The sequence below is a fragment of the Shinella sp. M31 genome, assembly GCF_049199205.1.
GTDB lineage: Bacteria > Pseudomonadota > Alphaproteobacteria > Rhizobiales > Rhizobiaceae > Shinella.
Genome location: NZ_JBLZPH010000049.1, coordinates 21,807 through 35,570 on the forward strand (window position 1 = coordinate 21,807; position 13,764 = coordinate 35,570).

The 13,764-nt window shown below is 63.5% G+C and carries 16 protein-coding genes; 15 read left to right on the forward strand and 1 reads right to left on the reverse strand.

The window, feature by feature from the left end; all coding sequences use genetic code 11:
- Positions 1 to 11 precede the first annotated feature (11 nt).
- From trpS to trmB, 15 genes are all read left to right on the forward strand, one after another.
- Positions 12 to 1,079, forward strand: coding sequence for a tryptophan--tRNA ligase (trpS, locus tag ACOZKU_RS07925; RefSeq protein WP_298100541.1), 1,068 nt, complete (start codon positions 12 to 14; stop codon positions 1,077 to 1,079).
- 36 nt (positions 1,080 to 1,115) lie between these two features.
- Positions 1,116 to 1,607: a universal stress protein gene (locus ACOZKU_RS07930; protein ID WP_314090414.1), complete on the forward strand. Its 492-nt coding sequence runs from the start codon at positions 1,116 to 1,118 to the stop codon at positions 1,605 to 1,607.
- A 96-nt stretch (positions 1,608 to 1,703) separates the two neighbouring features.
- A complete protein-coding gene (locus ACOZKU_RS07935) occupies positions 1,704 to 2,273 on the forward strand; it encodes a NifU family protein (protein ID WP_421578416.1) in 570 nt (189 codons plus the stop codon).
- A 30-nt stretch (positions 2,274 to 2,303) separates the two neighbouring features.
- Positions 2,304 to 2,945, forward strand: a complete 642-nt coding sequence (gene tsaB, locus ACOZKU_RS07940) for a tRNA (adenosine(37)-N6)-threonylcarbamoyltransferase complex dimerization subunit type 1 TsaB (protein WP_421578417.1) — start codon at positions 2,304 to 2,306, stop codon at positions 2,943 to 2,945.
- A 4-nt stretch (positions 2,946 to 2,949) separates the two neighbouring features.
- Complete coding sequence (locus ACOZKU_RS07945) at positions 2,950 to 3,444, forward strand: GNAT family N-acetyltransferase (protein WP_421578418.1); 495 nt, start codon at positions 2,950 to 2,952, stop codon at positions 3,442 to 3,444.
- 37 nt (positions 3,445 to 3,481) lie between these two features.
- The gene (locus ACOZKU_RS07950; RefSeq protein ID WP_421578419.1) at positions 3,482 to 3,907 is read left to right on the forward strand and encodes a Fur family transcriptional regulator; all 426 of its coding nucleotides are present in this window, start codon (positions 3,482 to 3,484) and stop codon (positions 3,905 to 3,907) included.
- Between the two features lie 42 nt (positions 3,908 to 3,949).
- The gene (locus ACOZKU_RS07955) at positions 3,950 to 4,738 is read left to right on the forward strand and encodes a lysophospholipid acyltransferase family protein (protein WP_314090398.1); all 789 of its coding nucleotides are present in this window, start codon (positions 3,950 to 3,952) and stop codon (positions 4,736 to 4,738) included.
- An 80-nt stretch (positions 4,739 to 4,818) separates the two neighbouring features.
- Complete coding sequence (miaB, locus tag ACOZKU_RS07960; protein WP_421578420.1) at positions 4,819 to 6,210, forward strand: tRNA (N6-isopentenyl adenosine(37)-C2)-methylthiotransferase MiaB; 1,392 nt, start codon at positions 4,819 to 4,821, stop codon at positions 6,208 to 6,210.
- Positions 6,211 to 6,237: 27 nt separating this feature from the next.
- Complete coding sequence (locus tag ACOZKU_RS07965) at positions 6,238 to 7,290, forward strand: PhoH family protein (protein ID WP_314090393.1); 1,053 nt, start codon at positions 6,238 to 6,240, stop codon at positions 7,288 to 7,290.
- A gap of 13 nt (positions 7,291 to 7,303) precedes the next feature.
- Positions 7,304 to 7,810 carry an rRNA maturation RNase YbeY gene (gene ybeY, locus ACOZKU_RS07970; protein WP_421578421.1) on the forward strand — a complete coding sequence of 169 codons (507 nt, stop codon included), beginning with the start codon at positions 7,304 to 7,306 and terminating at the stop codon, positions 7,808 to 7,810.
- A gap of 13 nt (positions 7,811 to 7,823) precedes the next feature.
- Positions 7,824 to 8,978, forward strand: coding sequence for a hemolysin family protein (locus tag ACOZKU_RS07975; RefSeq protein WP_421578422.1), 1,155 nt, complete (start codon positions 7,824 to 7,826; stop codon positions 8,976 to 8,978).
- 120 nt (positions 8,979 to 9,098) lie between these two features.
- On the forward strand, positions 9,099 to 10,685 hold the full coding sequence (gene lnt, locus ACOZKU_RS07980; protein WP_421578423.1) for an apolipoprotein N-acyltransferase: 1,587 nt from the start codon (positions 9,099 to 9,101) through the stop codon (positions 10,683 to 10,685).
- A 147-nt stretch (positions 10,686 to 10,832) separates the two neighbouring features.
- Complete coding sequence (locus ACOZKU_RS07985; protein ID WP_314090381.1) at positions 10,833 to 11,252, forward strand: helix-turn-helix domain-containing protein; 420 nt, start codon at positions 10,833 to 10,835, stop codon at positions 11,250 to 11,252.
- Between the two features lie 193 nt (positions 11,253 to 11,445).
- Positions 11,446 to 12,684: a methionine adenosyltransferase gene (metK, locus tag ACOZKU_RS07990; RefSeq protein WP_314090378.1), complete on the forward strand. Its 1,239-nt coding sequence runs from the start codon at positions 11,446 to 11,448 to the stop codon at positions 12,682 to 12,684.
- A gap of 8 nt (positions 12,685 to 12,692) precedes the next feature.
- The gene (gene trmB, locus ACOZKU_RS07995) at positions 12,693 to 13,394 is read left to right on the forward strand and encodes a tRNA (guanosine(46)-N7)-methyltransferase TrmB (protein ID WP_421578424.1); all 702 of its coding nucleotides are present in this window, start codon (positions 12,693 to 12,695) and stop codon (positions 13,392 to 13,394) included.
- Between the two features lie 21 nt (positions 13,395 to 13,415).
- Here trmB and ACOZKU_RS08000 read toward each other — a convergent pair whose 3' ends face one another.
- Entirely contained in the window at positions 13,416 to 13,676 is a 261-nt protein-coding gene (locus tag ACOZKU_RS08000) for a DUF1150 family protein (protein WP_314090372.1), read from the reverse strand.
- Between the last annotated feature and the right edge of the window lie 88 nt (positions 13,677 to 13,764).

Sequence of the window (13,764 nt, forward strand, 5' to 3'; positions counted from 1 at the left end):
GGAACACCGTCATGAGCGCATTCAAGCCTCTCGTCTTCTCCGGCGTCCAGCCGACCGGCAATCTTCACCTCGGCAACTATCTCGGCGCGATCCGCAAATTCGTCGCCCTGCAGGCCGACAATGACTGCATCTATTGCGTCGTCGACCTGCATGCGCTGACCGCGCAGCTGGTGCATGAGGACATGCGCAACCAAATCCGCTCGATCGCCGCGGCCTTCATCGCCTCGGGCATCGATCCGAAGAAGCACATCGTCTTCAACCAGTCCGCCGTGCCGCAGCATTCGGAGCTCGCCTGGATTTTCAACTGCGTGGCGCGCATCGGCTGGATGGAGCGCATGACCCAGTTCAAGGACAAGACCGGCGGCAAGAATGCCGAACAGGTCTCGCTCGGCCTGCTCGCCTATCCGAGCCTGATGGCCGCCGATATCCTCGTGTATCGCGCGACGCATGTGCCCGTCGGCGACGACCAGAAGCAGCATCTCGAACTGACCCGCGACATCGCCCAGAAGTTCAACATCGACTTCGGCAATCACATCCGCAATGCCGGCACGGGCGTCGATATCGTCGTCGGCGAAGAGCCTGTCCATGCCTATTTCCCGATGGTCGAGCCGCTGATCGGCGGCCCGGCACCGCGCGTCATGTCGCTGCGCGACGGCACGAAGAAGATGTCGAAGTCGGACGCGTCGGACCTCTCGCGCATCAACCTGCTCGATGATGCCGACACGATCTCCAAGAAGATCCGCAAGGCCAAGACCGATCCGGATGCATTGCCGAGCGAAGTCGAGGGACTGAAGGGCCGCCCGGAAGCAGAAAACCTCGTCGGCATCTATGCCGCGCTCTCGGACAAGACCAAGGCGGAGGTGCTCTCGGAGTTCGGCGGCCAGCAGTTTTCGGCCTTCAAGCCGGCGCTGGTCGATCTCTCGGTCAACGTGCTCTCGCCGATCACCGACGAGATGCGCCGCCTGATGGACGACACGACCCATATCGACGCGATCCTCAGGGACGGCGGCGAGAGAGCGCGGGCGCGGGCTGAAAAAACCATGAAGGAAGTCCGCGACATCATCGGTTTTGTGCAGTAAGGTCGCCTCGAAACGTCTTTGAGAGAAGGGGGCCGTATGGTTTCTCGACGACTTTCCCGTATGGAGGGCCACCGCCGGAAATTTCTGGCTGTTATCGACGACACGCCGGAATGCCAGCGCGCCGTCCACTATGCGGGGATGCGGGCGAAGAACTCCAACGGCGCCGTCGTCCTGCTCTATGTGATCGCCAATGGCGATTTCCAGCAATGGCTGGGCGTCGAGGAGATCATGCGGGCGGAAGCGCGCGAAGCGGCGGAAGCCGTGCTCGCCAAGGCGGGCCAGGCGCTGCGCGAGGCGATCGGCATCGAGCCGGAAACGGTGATCCGCGAGGGGGTCGCCAGCGAGGCGATCAACGAGCTGATCGAGGAGGACCGCGACATTGCGATCCTCGTTCTGGCCGCCGGTTCCTCCAAGGAAGGGCCGGGGCCGCTGGTCAGTTCGCTCGCCAGCCGCGCGCAGGCGTTTCCGATCCCCGTCACGGTCATTCCGGACCAGCTGAGCGACGAGGAACTGGACGCGCTGAGCTGACCCCGCGGTCTTGAAGAGCGGCGGCAAAAGGCTTATCTTCTTTTGAATTATTCTAAGATTTTGGCCGCGAAGACGCCTGGCCGGACGGAGAAGACCATGTTCATCCAGACCGAATCGACGCCGAACCCGTCGACCCTGAAGTTCCTGCCCGGCAAGGTCGTGCTGGAAACCGGCACCGCCGAATTCCGCGACGAGACGGAAGCGCGCGCCGCTTCGCCGCTTGCCGCCCGCCTGTTCGGCGTTCCCGGTGTCACCGGCGTGTTCCTCGGCTATGACTTCATCACCGTCACCAAGGACAATGCCGACTGGCAGCATATGAAGCCGGCGATCCTCGGCAACATCATGGAACACTTCATGTCGGGCCAGCCGATCCTCGCCAGCGGCGCGCTCGGCGGCAGCGACGAGGATGAGGGCGAGTTCTTCGAAGCGGGCGACGAGACCATCGTCGCCACCATCAAGGAGCTGCTCGACAGCCGCGTGCGCCCGGCCGTGGCGCAGGACGGCGGCGACATCACCTTCAAGGGCTTCCGCGACGGCGTCGTCTATCTCAACATGAAGGGCGCATGCTCCGGCTGCCCGTCCTCCACGGCGACGCTGAAGCATGGCGTGCAGAACCTTCTTCGCCATTTCGTACCGGAAGTGCAGGAAGTTGAAGCCGTCGCATAAGGCCCGCTCCGCACATCGCAGGTGCCCGGCATGATCGTCCTTGCGATCGATACGGCGGGCACCGGCTGTTCGGCTGCCCTCTATGATTCCAATCGGGATGTCGTGCTCGGCGCTGCCGGCGCGGATATCGGCCGCGGCCATGCCGAACGGCTGATGGAATTCGTCGACGGCGCGCTCGCCGCTGCCGGCCTCGATCTTCCCGCAATCGACCGCATCGCCGTCACCATCGGCCCCGGCTCCTTCACCGGCATCCGCGTCGGCGTCGCCGCCGCGCGCGGTCTGGCGCTGGCGCTCGGCATTCCCGCCGTCGGCGTCAGCACGCTTTCGGCGCTGGCCGCCGCCCGGAGCGGTCCATTGCTGGTGGCGATCGATGCCAAGCGCGACGAGGTCTATTGGCAGGCGTTTACGGCCGATGGCAGCGAGGCCACGCAGCCGGCCATCGCCACCGTTGAAGAGGCACGCGCCATCGCGCAGGCGCATGATGGCGATATCGCCGGCTCGGCTTCGGCCCTGTTGCGCGAAGGCGCGGTTGCTGAGACGGACGGGGTTGATATCGCCACCGTCGCGCGCCTCGGTGCCCGCCTCGATCCGCAAAACCATCTGCCGAAGCCGCTCTATCTGCGCGGTCCCGATGCCAAGCCGCAGGCGGGTTTCGCAATCCGCCGAGCCTGATGCCATGTCCCTGAGCGACTATTTCACCCGCAAGCCTATCTTCGAGATATTTCCGCTCGAGACCGCCGATGCCGGCCTGGCCGCAGCGCTTCACCAGATGCGCTTTCCCCAGCCGTGGAACGACGGCGAATTCCATTCCCTGCTGTCACAGGAGCCGGTGTTCGGCTTTCTGGCGCTGAAGCAGGGCGTGACAGGCCGCACCGCCGGCGGCTTCGTGCTGGCGCGTGCCACCGCAGGCGAGGCGGAAATCCTGACGATCAGCGTCGATCCGCGTTTCGGCCGCTCCGGCCTCGGCTGGCGGCTGATGCTGGCGGCGCTCCGCGAGGCCAAGATGCGCGGTGCGGAAGATATTTTCCTCGAGGTCGATGAGGTCAACCACGCCGCGCGCGGTCTCTATGGCAAGCTCGGCTTCACCAAGGCCGGCGAGCGCAAAGCCTATTATGCCGCCGCCGATGGCAGCCGCTCCGCGGCGCTTGTCATGCGGCGCGATCTTCGCTAGTCCCCTATCAGGGGGCGACAAGAGAAGGGCAGACCGGATGGCGGACGCGGAAAAATCGCTGGAAGAGCTTTGTGTCGAGCGCGGCATGCGCATGACCGAGCAGCGCCGCGTGATCGCGCGCGTGCTGGAATCCTCCGCCGATCATCCCGATGTAGAAGAACTCTACCGCCGTTCGTCGGCGGTCGATGCGCGCATTTCCATCTCCACGGTCTATCGCACCGTCAAACTCTTCGAGGATGCCGGCATCATCGAGCGCCACGATTTCCGCGATGGCCGCTCGCGCTACGAGACGGTGCCGGATGAACATCACGACCATCTGATCGACCTGAAACACGGCAACGTCATCGAGTTCCATTCGCCCGAAATCGAGGCCCTGCAGGAGCGCATTGCCCGCGAGCATGGTTTCAAGCTCGTCGGCCACCGGCTGGAGCTTTACGGCATTCCGCTCAAGGAGGGCGAGTGAGGCGCGTCGCCACTCTCATCCTAAGTTTGGACCGGTGAGCGCTTGATCACCTGGCTGCGCATTGCCATCGCCCTCACCGTGCTTGTCGCGGTCACGCTCGTCTTGCTGCCGATCCAGCTTATCGGCCTGCGCTTCAACCTGAAAATTCGCCGCCGCCTTCCACGTCTCTGGCATCGCGTCGCCTGCTGGGCGCTCGGGCTGCGCGTGCGCGTGCATGGCACGCTCGAACCGAAGCGGCCACTGCTGCTTGCCGCCAACCACGCCTCCTGGAAGGATATCCTGGTGCTCGGCTCGGTGGCCGATGTTGCCTATATCGCCAAGGCCGAGGTGCGCGGCTGGCCGGTCTTCGGCCTGCTCGCCCGCCTGCAGGCGACGATCTTCGTCGAGCGCGAGCAGCGCCAGAAGACGGGCGATCAGGTGAACGAGATCGCCGAGCGTCTGACGGCCGGCGAGATCATCGTGCTCTTCCCGGAGGGCACCACCTCCGACGGCAACCGGCTGATGGAGATCAAGACCTCGCTGTTCGGCGCCGCCGCCTCGGCCGTGCCGCATGCGCCCGATGGCGTCGTGTTCATCCAACCCGTTTCGATCGCCTATACAGGCGTGCACGGCATGGCGATGGGCCGCTTCCACCGGCCGCTTGCCGCCTGGCCGGGGGATATCGAGCTCGGCCCCCACCTCTTGGGGGTGATGCGCGAAGGCGCGGTCGACGTGGATGTCGATTTCGGCGAGCGGGTGGATTATTCGCGGGCCAGCAACCGCAAGCAGGTGAGCCGCGACGTCGAGACGCGCATCCGCGCCATGCTGGGCGCACGGCTGCGCGGCAGGTAAGCGCGCAGCGATTTTGCGTCCGGGCTTGCAAAACAAAGAGACACTTCAAATTCCAGGACTTTTCCACTATGGAAGCGGCCATGAGCGAACAGTCCCTTTCCATGCCCGAAGCCCCCACGGCCACGTCGAACACGCGAAAAGTCTTTGTGAAGACCTATGGCTGTCAGATGAACGTCTATGACAGCGAGCGCATGACCGACGCCCTGTCGAAGGACGGTTATGAGGCTACGGACGTGCTGGAGGAGGCCGACCTCGTTCTCCTGAACACCTGTCATATCCGCGAGAAGGCGGCGGAAAAGGTCTATTCCGAACTTGGCCGCCTGCGCGACATGAAGAAGGCCCGCGCCAAGGACGGACGCGACATGGTGATCGGCGTCACCGGCTGCGTCGCCCAGGCCGAGGGCAAGGAAATCCTGCGCCGCGCGCCCGCCGTCGATCTCGTCATCGGCCCGCAGACCTATCACCGCCTGCCGGAGGCGCTGCGCCGCGCCAAGGGCGGCGAGCGTGTCGTCGAGACAGACTATGCGATCGAGGACAAGTTCGAGCATCTTCCCGCGCCGGAAAAGGCCAAGACACGCGCCCGCGGCGTCACCGCCTTTCTCACCGTGCAGGAAGGCTGCGACAAGTTCTGCACCTTCTGCGTGGTGCCCTATACGCGCGGCTCGGAAGTCTCCCGCCCCGTCGCGCAGATCGTTTCCGAGGCCGAGCGCCTCGTCGAGGGCGGCGTGCGCGAAATCACGCTGCTCGGTCAGAACGTCAATGCCTGGCACGGCCTCGGTCCCGATGGTGCCGAATGGAGCCTCGGCGACCTGCTCTGTCGCCTCGCGGAGATCGAAGGTCTGGCGCGCCTGCGTTATACGACCAGCCATCCGCGCGACATGGACGACAAGCTGATCGCGGCGCATCGCGACCTGCCCAAGCTGATGCCCTACCTGCATCTGCCGGTGCAATCCGGCTCCAACCGCATCCTCAAGGCCATGAACCGGCGCCACACGGCCGCCGAATATATCGCGCTGATCGAGCGCATCCGCGCCGTCCAGCCGGACCTCGCGATATCAGGCGATTTCATCGTCGGCTTCCCAGGCGAGACCGACCAGGACTTCCAAGACACGATGCGCCTCATCGAGGCGGTGGGTTATGCACAGGCATTTTCGTTCAAATATTCCATCCGCCCCGGCACGCCGGGGGCCGAGATGGACGGCCATGTCGAAGAAAGCGTGAAAGCCGAACGCCTTGAAAGATTGCAGGCTTTGCTGTTTCGCCAGCAGCGCGAATTCGCGAAAGGCTGCATCGGCAAGGAGATCGACCTGCTTCTGGAAAAGCCCGGCCGCATGCCCGGCCAGCTCGTCGGCCGCTCGCCCTGGCTCCAGCCTGTGAATGTTGATGCAAAAACGTCGGAAATCGGTGACATTATACGGGTACGAATCACCGATGCCGGGCCCAACAGCCTCTTCGCGGAAGCGATCGGGTGACGGGCGGATCGCAAGGAGCTTGACCGCTTGAACGGACACGAACTGATGACGTCCTCGCCGCGCCAGTCGAAGAACCAGACCGACGTAAATCAATTCGTGCTCACGTTCGAAAACAATCGATACGCAAGCGAGCTCTTCGGCCAGTTCGACCAGCATCTGAAGCTGCTCGAACAGCGCCTGCATATCGATGCGCGCGCGCGCGGCAATTCCGTTTCCATTTCCGGCGATGTGGTCGCGACCAGCCAGGCCCGCCGGGCACTGGATTATCTCTACGATCGCCTTCAGAAGGGCGGCTCGATCGAGCTGTCCGACGTGGAGGGCGCCATCCGCATGGCTATTGCCGCCGACGACCAGCTTTCGCTGCCCACCATGGAGCGCAAGGCCAAGCTCTCCATGTCGCAGATCTCCACCCGCAAGAAGACCATCGCCGCCCGCACGCCGACGCAGGATACCTATATCCGTGCACTGGAGCGGTCCGAACTGGTCTTCGGCGTCGGCCCGGCCGGCACGGGCAAGACCTATCTCGCCGTCGCCTATGCCGCCCAGCTTCTGGAGCGCGGCGCGGTCGATCGCATCATCCTGTCGCGCCCGGCCGTGGAAGCCGGTGAGCGCCTGGGCTTCCTGCCCGGCGACATGAAGGAAAAGGTCGATCCCTATCTGCGCCCGCTCTATGACGCGCTCTACGACATGATGCCGGGCGACAAGGTCGAACGGGCAATTGCCGCCAATGTCATCGAAATCGCGCCCCTTGCCTTCATGCGCGGCCGCACGCTCGCCAACGCCGCCGTCATTCTCGACGAGGCGCAAAACACGACGTCGATGCAGATGAAGATGTTCCTGACGCGTCTCGGCGAAAACGGCCGCATGATCGTCACCGGCGATCCGAGCCAGGTCGATCTGCCGCGCGGCGTCAAATCCGGCCTTGTCGAGGCGCTGCAGATCCTCAAGGGGGTCGAGGGCGTCTCGGTCGTGCGCTTCAAGGATGTCGACGTGGTGCGCCACCCGATGGTTGCCCGCATCGTCCGGGCCTATGAGGCGACAACCGCCGTACAGGACGAAAGCGAGCAGACCGACCGCTAGCGGTCCTGAAATCATGACCACGCTCGATATCCAGATTTCCATAGAGGAGGGCGCATGGCCCTCCGAAGAACGCCTTGCCGACATGAGCGCGCGCGTGCTCGGTTCCGCCGCGGACTATCTGCGCAAGACGGAAAAGCAGCCCTTTCCGAAAACCGGCGCGCCCGAAGTCTCCCTCGTCTTCACCAATGACGCGGAAATCCGCGGCATCAATGCCGAATGGCGCAGCCAGGACAAGCCGACCAACGTTCTGTCCTTCCCGGCCTTCCCGCTGACGCCCGGAAAAATGCCGGGGCCGATGCTCGGCGATATCATCTTCGCAGAGGAAACGCTGACCCGCGAGGCGGGCGAACTCGGCAAGTCCTTCGACGACCATCTCACGCATCTGATGGTGCATGGATTTCTGCATCTCTTCGGCTATGATCACATGGAAGACGAGGAAGCGGAAAAAATGGAGGGGCTCGAGACTCGCATTCTTGTCGGGCTTGGCCTATCTGACCCCTATGGGGATGACCCCGATTAACCAGTTTGGACCAATGAGCGACTTCAGACATCAGTCGGCAACGACGGAAAAGCACGAGGCGGACGCCTCCAGTCAGGACGAGGCGGGCAGTAGTAGCAGCGCGCCGAAGCAGGAAAGCGGGGGGCGGACATCGCTCTGGTCCCGCGCAGCCCGGCTCTGGCGCATGACGGGTGCCTCCACGCTCCGAAGGGACCTTGCCGAGGCATTGATGACGGAAGACACCGGCGGCGAGCCGGCCTTCCTGCCCGAAGAACGGGCGATGCTGCACAACATTCTCCGCTTCCGCGAAGTGCGGGTCGAGGATGTCATGGTGCCGCGCGCCGATATCGAGGCCGTCGACCAGGACATCACGATTGCCGAATTGATGGTGATCTTCGAGGATTCCGGCCGCTCGCGCATGCCGGTCTATAATGAAAGCCTCGATGACCCGCGCGGCATGGTGCACATCCGCGACCTGCTCGCCTATGTCACCAAGCAGGCGCGCAACAAGCGCCGCACCGGCGCCAAGGCCGCCACCGCCAATGGCGGCGAAAAACCCGCCCGCGCGCCAAAAGCTGAATTCGACCTCGGCCGCGTCGATCTGTCGAAGACTGTCGCGGAAGCCGGCATCATCCGCCAGGTTCTCTTCGTGCCGCCGTCCATGCTCGCCGCCGATTTGATGGCGCGCATGCAGGCCGACCGCACGCAGATGGCGCTCGTTATCGACGAGTATGGTGGCACGGATGGCCTTGCCTCGCTGGAAGACATCGTCGAGATGGTCGTCGGCAATATCGAGGACGAGCACGACGACGAAGAAGCGATGATTCAGCGTGTCAGCGACGACGTGTTCATCGCCGATGCGCGTGTCGAGCTGGAAGAGCTGGCCGAAGCCATCGGCCCGGATTTCGACATCCGTGAACAGCTCGAGGATGCCGATACGCTCGGCGGTCTGATCTTCGCCTCGCTCGGCCGTATTCCTGCGCGTGGCGAGGTCGTTCAGGCTGTGCCGGGCTTTGAATTCCACGTGCTCGATGCCGATCCGCGCCGCGTCAAGCGCGTGCGCGTCACCCGCAAGCGCGCGAGCTCGGTGCGCCGCCGCGAGCGCCGGCCGGAAGGTGAGGGGGCAAACGGTGCCGCCGATCGCGACAAGGCGCCGGAACAGCAGGCCGGCAAGGCGAGCGCCGACTGACGCCATCTGCCTGATCCCCAAAATGATCTACGCCTTGTCCTGTGTTACGGCAGGACAAGGCGTTGGTTTTTTGGAAGACTGGCGCGGCTGATTCGGGGATGGCAAAACAAAGGGGACGGCATGGAGCGGCTCGCGGGCACGGTCATGCTCCTGTCTGGAACGAGACGGGCGCTGGTGGCATTTCTTGCGGGTCTGATCGGGGTGCTGGCGCTGCCGCCCTTCGGCTTTTTCGCGGCTCTTTTTGTGTCCTTCACCCTGCTCGTCTGGCTGCTGGATGGCGCAAGTGCGGCACCGGAAGCCGGCTTCATCCGGCGTCTCGCGCCTGCCTTCCGTATCGGCTGGTTCTTCGGCTTCGGCTATTTCGTCGGCGGGCTCTGGTGGCTCGGCAATGCGCTGCTGATAGAGGCCGACGAATATGCCTGGGCGCTGCCGCTTGCCATTCTCGGCCTGCCCGCCTTTCTCGCGCTTTACTACGGTCTCGCCGCCGCCATCGCCCGCCTTCTCTGGTCGGACGGCATGGGCCGTATCGCCGCCCTTGCCTTCGCTTTCGGTGTGGGGGAGTGGCTGCGCGGCACGCTCTTCACTGGCTTCCCGTGGAATGCGGTCGGTTATGGTGCCATGCCGGTGCCGCTCCTCATGCAGTCGTCCGGCATTCTCGGCATCGCCACGATCAACGCACTCGCCGTCTTCGTCTTCGCCGCCCCGGCGCTGATCGGCACGCGGCGCGGCCGTGTTTCCGGGCTGACGCTCGCCGTCTTGCTGTTCGCGGCCCATGTCGGCTACGGCTATTATGCACTCAACATCGTGCCGCCGCCGCAGAGCGAGGCGACCGTCGTCCGCCTCATCCAGCCGGTCATCGACCAGGCGCTGAAGCTCGACGATTCCGCCCGCGTCGAGATTTTTGAGAAGCATCTGAAGCTGAGCGCCGAAAAACCGGCGGATGGCGGCAAACGGCCCGATATCGTCGTCTGGCCGGAGACCTCCATCCCCTTCATCCTCACGGACAATCCCGACGCGCTGGTGCGCATCGCCGATGTGCTGGAGGATGACCAGGTGCTGATCGCCGGCGCGGTGCGCACGGAAAGTGCCGGCTCCGGCAAGGCGCCGCGCTACTACAATTCCATCTATGTCATCGACGGCAAGGGCCAGATCATCGCCGCCGCCGACAAGGTGCATCTCGTGCCCTTCGGCGAATACATGCCCTTCGAGGAAATCTTCGAAAGCCTCGGCGTCTCGGCCGTCGCCGCCATGCCCGGCGGCTTTTCCGCTGCCCGCGAGCATCAGCTTCTGACCGCCGCCGGCAAGGGCTTCTATCCGCTGATCTGCTACGAGGCGATCTTCCCGTCGGAGATCAACGATACGGCGGAGCAGGCCGCCGCCTTGCTCAACGTGACCAATGATGCATGGTTCGGCAACACGCCCGGACCCTACCAACACTTCCTGCAGGCACGCCTGCGTGCCGTCGAACGCGGCCTGCCACTGATTCGCGCCGCCAACAACGGCATTTCGGCCGTGGTGGACGGCCGGGGGTCTATCGTGACGGGTATGTCGTATGATACGCCCGGATTTGTCGATGCAACTCTTCCGGGAAGAATTCGGGTCGATGACAGAGTAAAACGGCAGGGATGGTCGTTTCTAGCCGTGCTTGCTGTTCTCTTTGCGGCAGCGGCGTTTTCTCGCATTGGTTTTAGAAACAGGATGAATTGACCCAAAACCCCTAAAATAGCATAGTGCAACCCGCCGGCCGTTCTCCTGTATTGTGGTAGCCCTTAAGGGGTTGCGCATACAACGTGACGTTAAGTCTTCGTTGAGGCTGCCGGAAGGGTGGGGCCATTCCGCGTTAGGACGAAAGTGATGATGGAAAACAAAAAGAAGCCGAATCCGATAGATATTCATGTCGGCAGCCGGATCCGGCTTCGCAGGACCATGCTTGGCATGAGCCAGGAGAAGCTGGGCGAAAGTCTCGGCATCACCTTTCAGCAGATTCAGAAATACGAGAAGGGCACGAACCGCGTCGGCGCCAGCCGTCTGCAGAACATTTCGAGCATTCTCAACGTACCCGTCTCCTTCTTCTTCGAGGACGCGCCGGGCGAGCAGGCGGATGCTCAGGCCGGTCTCGCCGAAGCGTCGAGCTCCAATTACGTGGTCGATTTCCTGTCCTCCTCCGAGGGCCTGCAGCTCAACCGCGCCTTCGTGAAGATCAACGACCCCAAGGTCCGCCGCAAGCTTGTCGATCTCGTCAAGGCGCTGGCTGCCGAAATGGAAGTCGAGTGATCCTTCCAGCTTCGGCATGAATGAAAGGGCGGCGGGCAGGCCGCCCTTTTTTGTTGCGCATCGTGATTTTCGACAGGGCGGATCGCCCGGAAAACCGGGACATAAAGACATTCTTATGTCCTTGTGTGCTTGTCTTTCCCCGACGAACTGAATAACAACGTCGAAGTCATTTTTCTTTGAGGGGAATTCCCGCATGCGCAGCAGCTATCTCTTCACCAGCGAGTCCGTCGCCGAAGGCCATCCGGACAAGGTTTGCGATCGTATCTCCGACGAGATCGTCGATCTGGTCTATCGCGAAGCCGTGAAGTCGAAGGTCGATCCGTGGTCGGTCCGTATTGCCTGCGAGACGCTTGCGACGACCAACCGCGTCGTCATTGCCGGTGAAGTGCGCCTGCCGCCGAGTCTCCTGAAGAAAGACAAGGACGGCAAGGACGTCATCAACCCCTCCAAGTTCAAGTCGGCCGCCCGCAAGGCGATCCGCGACATCGGCTACGAGCAGGACGGCTTCCATTGGAAGACGGCGAAGATCGACGTGCTCCTGCATTCGCAGTCCGCCGATATCGCCCAGGGCGTCGACAACGCCGCCGACAAACAGGGCGACGAGGGTGCCGGCGACCAGGGCATCATGTTCGGTTACGCCTGCCGCGAAACGTCGGAACTCATGCCGGCGCCGCTCTACTATTCGCACCGCATCCTCCAGCTGCTCGCTGCTGCCCGCAAGAAGGGCGAAGGCGATGCCGGCAAGCTCGGTCCCGACGCCAAGAGCCAGGTGACCGTGCGCTATGTCGACGGCAAGCCGGCCGATGTGGCCTCGATCGTTCTGTCCACCCAGCATCTCGATGACAGCTGGGATTCCAAGAAGGTGCGCGAGGTCGTCGAGCCCTATATCCGCGAAGCCCTGCATGACATCAAGATCGCCGACGATTGCGTCTGGTACATCAACCCGACCGGCAAGTTCGTCATCGGCGGTCCCGATGGCGACGCCGGCCTCACCGGCCGCAAGATCATCGTCGACACCTATGGCGGCGCGGCCCCCCACGGCGGCGGCGCCTTCTCCGGCAAGGATACGACAAAGGTCGACCGTTCGGCCGCCTATGCCGCGCGCTATCTGGCCAAGAATGTCGTCGCCGCCGGTCTTGCCGACCGCTGCACCATCCAGCTGTCCTACGCCATCGGCGTCGCCCAGCCGCTCTCGGTTTATGTCGATCTGCACGGCACGGGCAAGGTCAGCGAAGACGCCGTCGAGGATGCGATCCGCAAGGTGATGGACCTCTCGCCGTCGGGCATCCGTCGCCATCTCGACCTCAACAAGCCGATCTATGCGAAGACCGCTGCTTACGGCCATTTCGGCCGCAAGGCCGGCCGTGACGGCTCGTTCTCGTGGGAGCGCGTCGATCTCGCCAAGGCCCTCAAGGACGCCGTAAAGAACTGAGACCCGATATGAGCGATGCCGAGCACCCCACCCGCGCAAGCGAGGCCTTTTTCGGCCGGCGCAAGGGCAAACCCCTGCGCGATCGGCAGGTGCAGCATCTCGAAACCCTGCTGCCGGAGCTGAAGGTCGACCTGTCGACCGAGGCTCCGGCAGACATCACCACGCTTTACGGCTTCAAGCCGGAGCGCATGCGCCTCGAAATCGGTTTCGGCGGCGGCGAGCATCTCATCCACCGCGCGCTGGAAACGCCCAAGACCGCCTTCATCGGCGTCGAGCCCTTCGTCAATTCCATGGCGAAGCTGGTCGGCCGCGTCGAGGAAACGGGCGCGAAGAACATCCGGCTCTATGATGACGATGCAACGGAGTTGCTCGACTGGCTGCCTGCCAATTCGATCGATCAGATCGACCTGCTCTATCCTGATCCGTGGCCGAAGAAGAAGCACTGGAAGAGGCGGTTCGTCTCCAGGGTTAACCTGGACCGCTTTGCCCGGGTGCTGAAGCCGGGCGGGCTCTTCTGCTTCGCGTCCGACATCGACACCTATGTCAACTGGACGCTGATGCACTGCGGGGCTCATCCCGCTTTCGTGTGGACCGCGGAAAACGCGGCCGATTGGCTGACGCCCTATGCCGGCTGGCCGGGCACGCGCTACGAGGCCAAGGCCAAGCGCGAAGGCCGCAAGTCGGCCTATCTCACCTTCCGCCGTCTCTGACGGAAGGTCCGGTCTTCAAGCTTAGTGCAGGCTGACGGTGCGCAGCTCGTCCTCGGCAGCCTTGTAGAAGGTGCTGGAACGGTTGTCGGTCAGCAGGATCGGTGTGCCGTCGGCGCCGAACAGGGCCCAGAGGTCCAGGCTCGGATCGATTTCCGGGGCTTCCGGGAAGACGCGCGACACTTCGTCGGCCTTTATCTTCCTGATGTAACCGACTTCGCCGGCGCCGAGATGCGCAAGGTCTGCCTTCGAGACGGTGGTCGGGGTTGCGATTTTCAGTCCCATCTTTGCCTCCATGGCAATGCCGGCAAATGCCGGCCGCTGGGCGCCCGCGGCCACAATGGCGCTCGGTGCGTCAGCGATCAGGTTACGC

Excerpts from the sequence above, each read along its gene's own strand:
- lnt (WP_421578423.1), top strand. The coding sequence starts at position 9,099 with ATGGAGCGGCTCGCGGGCACGGTCATGCTCCTGTCTGGAACGAGACGG.
- metK (WP_314090378.1), top strand. The coding sequence starts at position 11,446 with ATGCGCAGCAGCTATCTCTTCACCAGCGAGTCCGTCGCCGAAGGCCAT.
- ACOZKU_RS07935 (WP_421578416.1), top strand. The coding sequence starts at position 1,704 with ATGTTCATCCAGACCGAATCGACGCCGAACCCGTCGACCCTGAAGTTC.
- ACOZKU_RS07950 (WP_421578419.1), top strand. The coding sequence starts at position 3,482 with ATGGCGGACGCGGAAAAATCGCTGGAAGAGCTTTGTGTCGAGCGCGGC.
- ACOZKU_RS07930 (WP_314090414.1), top strand. The coding sequence starts at position 1,116 with ATGGTTTCTCGACGACTTTCCCGTATGGAGGGCCACCGCCGGAAATTT.
- ACOZKU_RS07985 (WP_314090381.1), top strand. The coding sequence starts at position 10,833 with ATGATGGAAAACAAAAAGAAGCCGAATCCGATAGATATTCATGTCGGC.
- trmB (WP_421578424.1), top strand. The coding sequence starts at position 12,693 with ATGAGCGATGCCGAGCACCCCACCCGCGCAAGCGAGGCCTTTTTCGGC.
- ACOZKU_RS07945 (WP_421578418.1), top strand. The coding sequence starts at position 2,950 with ATGTCCCTGAGCGACTATTTCACCCGCAAGCCTATCTTCGAGATATTT.
- ybeY (WP_421578421.1), top strand. The coding sequence starts at position 7,304 with ATGACCACGCTCGATATCCAGATTTCCATAGAGGAGGGCGCATGGCCC.
- miaB (WP_421578420.1), top strand. The coding sequence starts at position 4,819 with ATGAGCGAACAGTCCCTTTCCATGCCCGAAGCCCCCACGGCCACGTCG.
- trpS (WP_298100541.1), top strand. The coding sequence starts at position 12 with ATGAGCGCATTCAAGCCTCTCGTCTTCTCCGGCGTCCAGCCGACCGGC.
- ACOZKU_RS08000 (WP_314090372.1), bottom strand. The coding sequence starts at position 13,676 with ATGGGACTGAAAATCGCAACCCCGACCACCGTCTCGAAGGCAGACCTT.
- ACOZKU_RS07975 (WP_421578422.1), top strand. The coding sequence starts at position 7,824 with ATGAGCGACTTCAGACATCAGTCGGCAACGACGGAAAAGCACGAGGCG.
- tsaB (WP_421578417.1), top strand. The coding sequence starts at position 2,304 with ATGATCGTCCTTGCGATCGATACGGCGGGCACCGGCTGTTCGGCTGCC.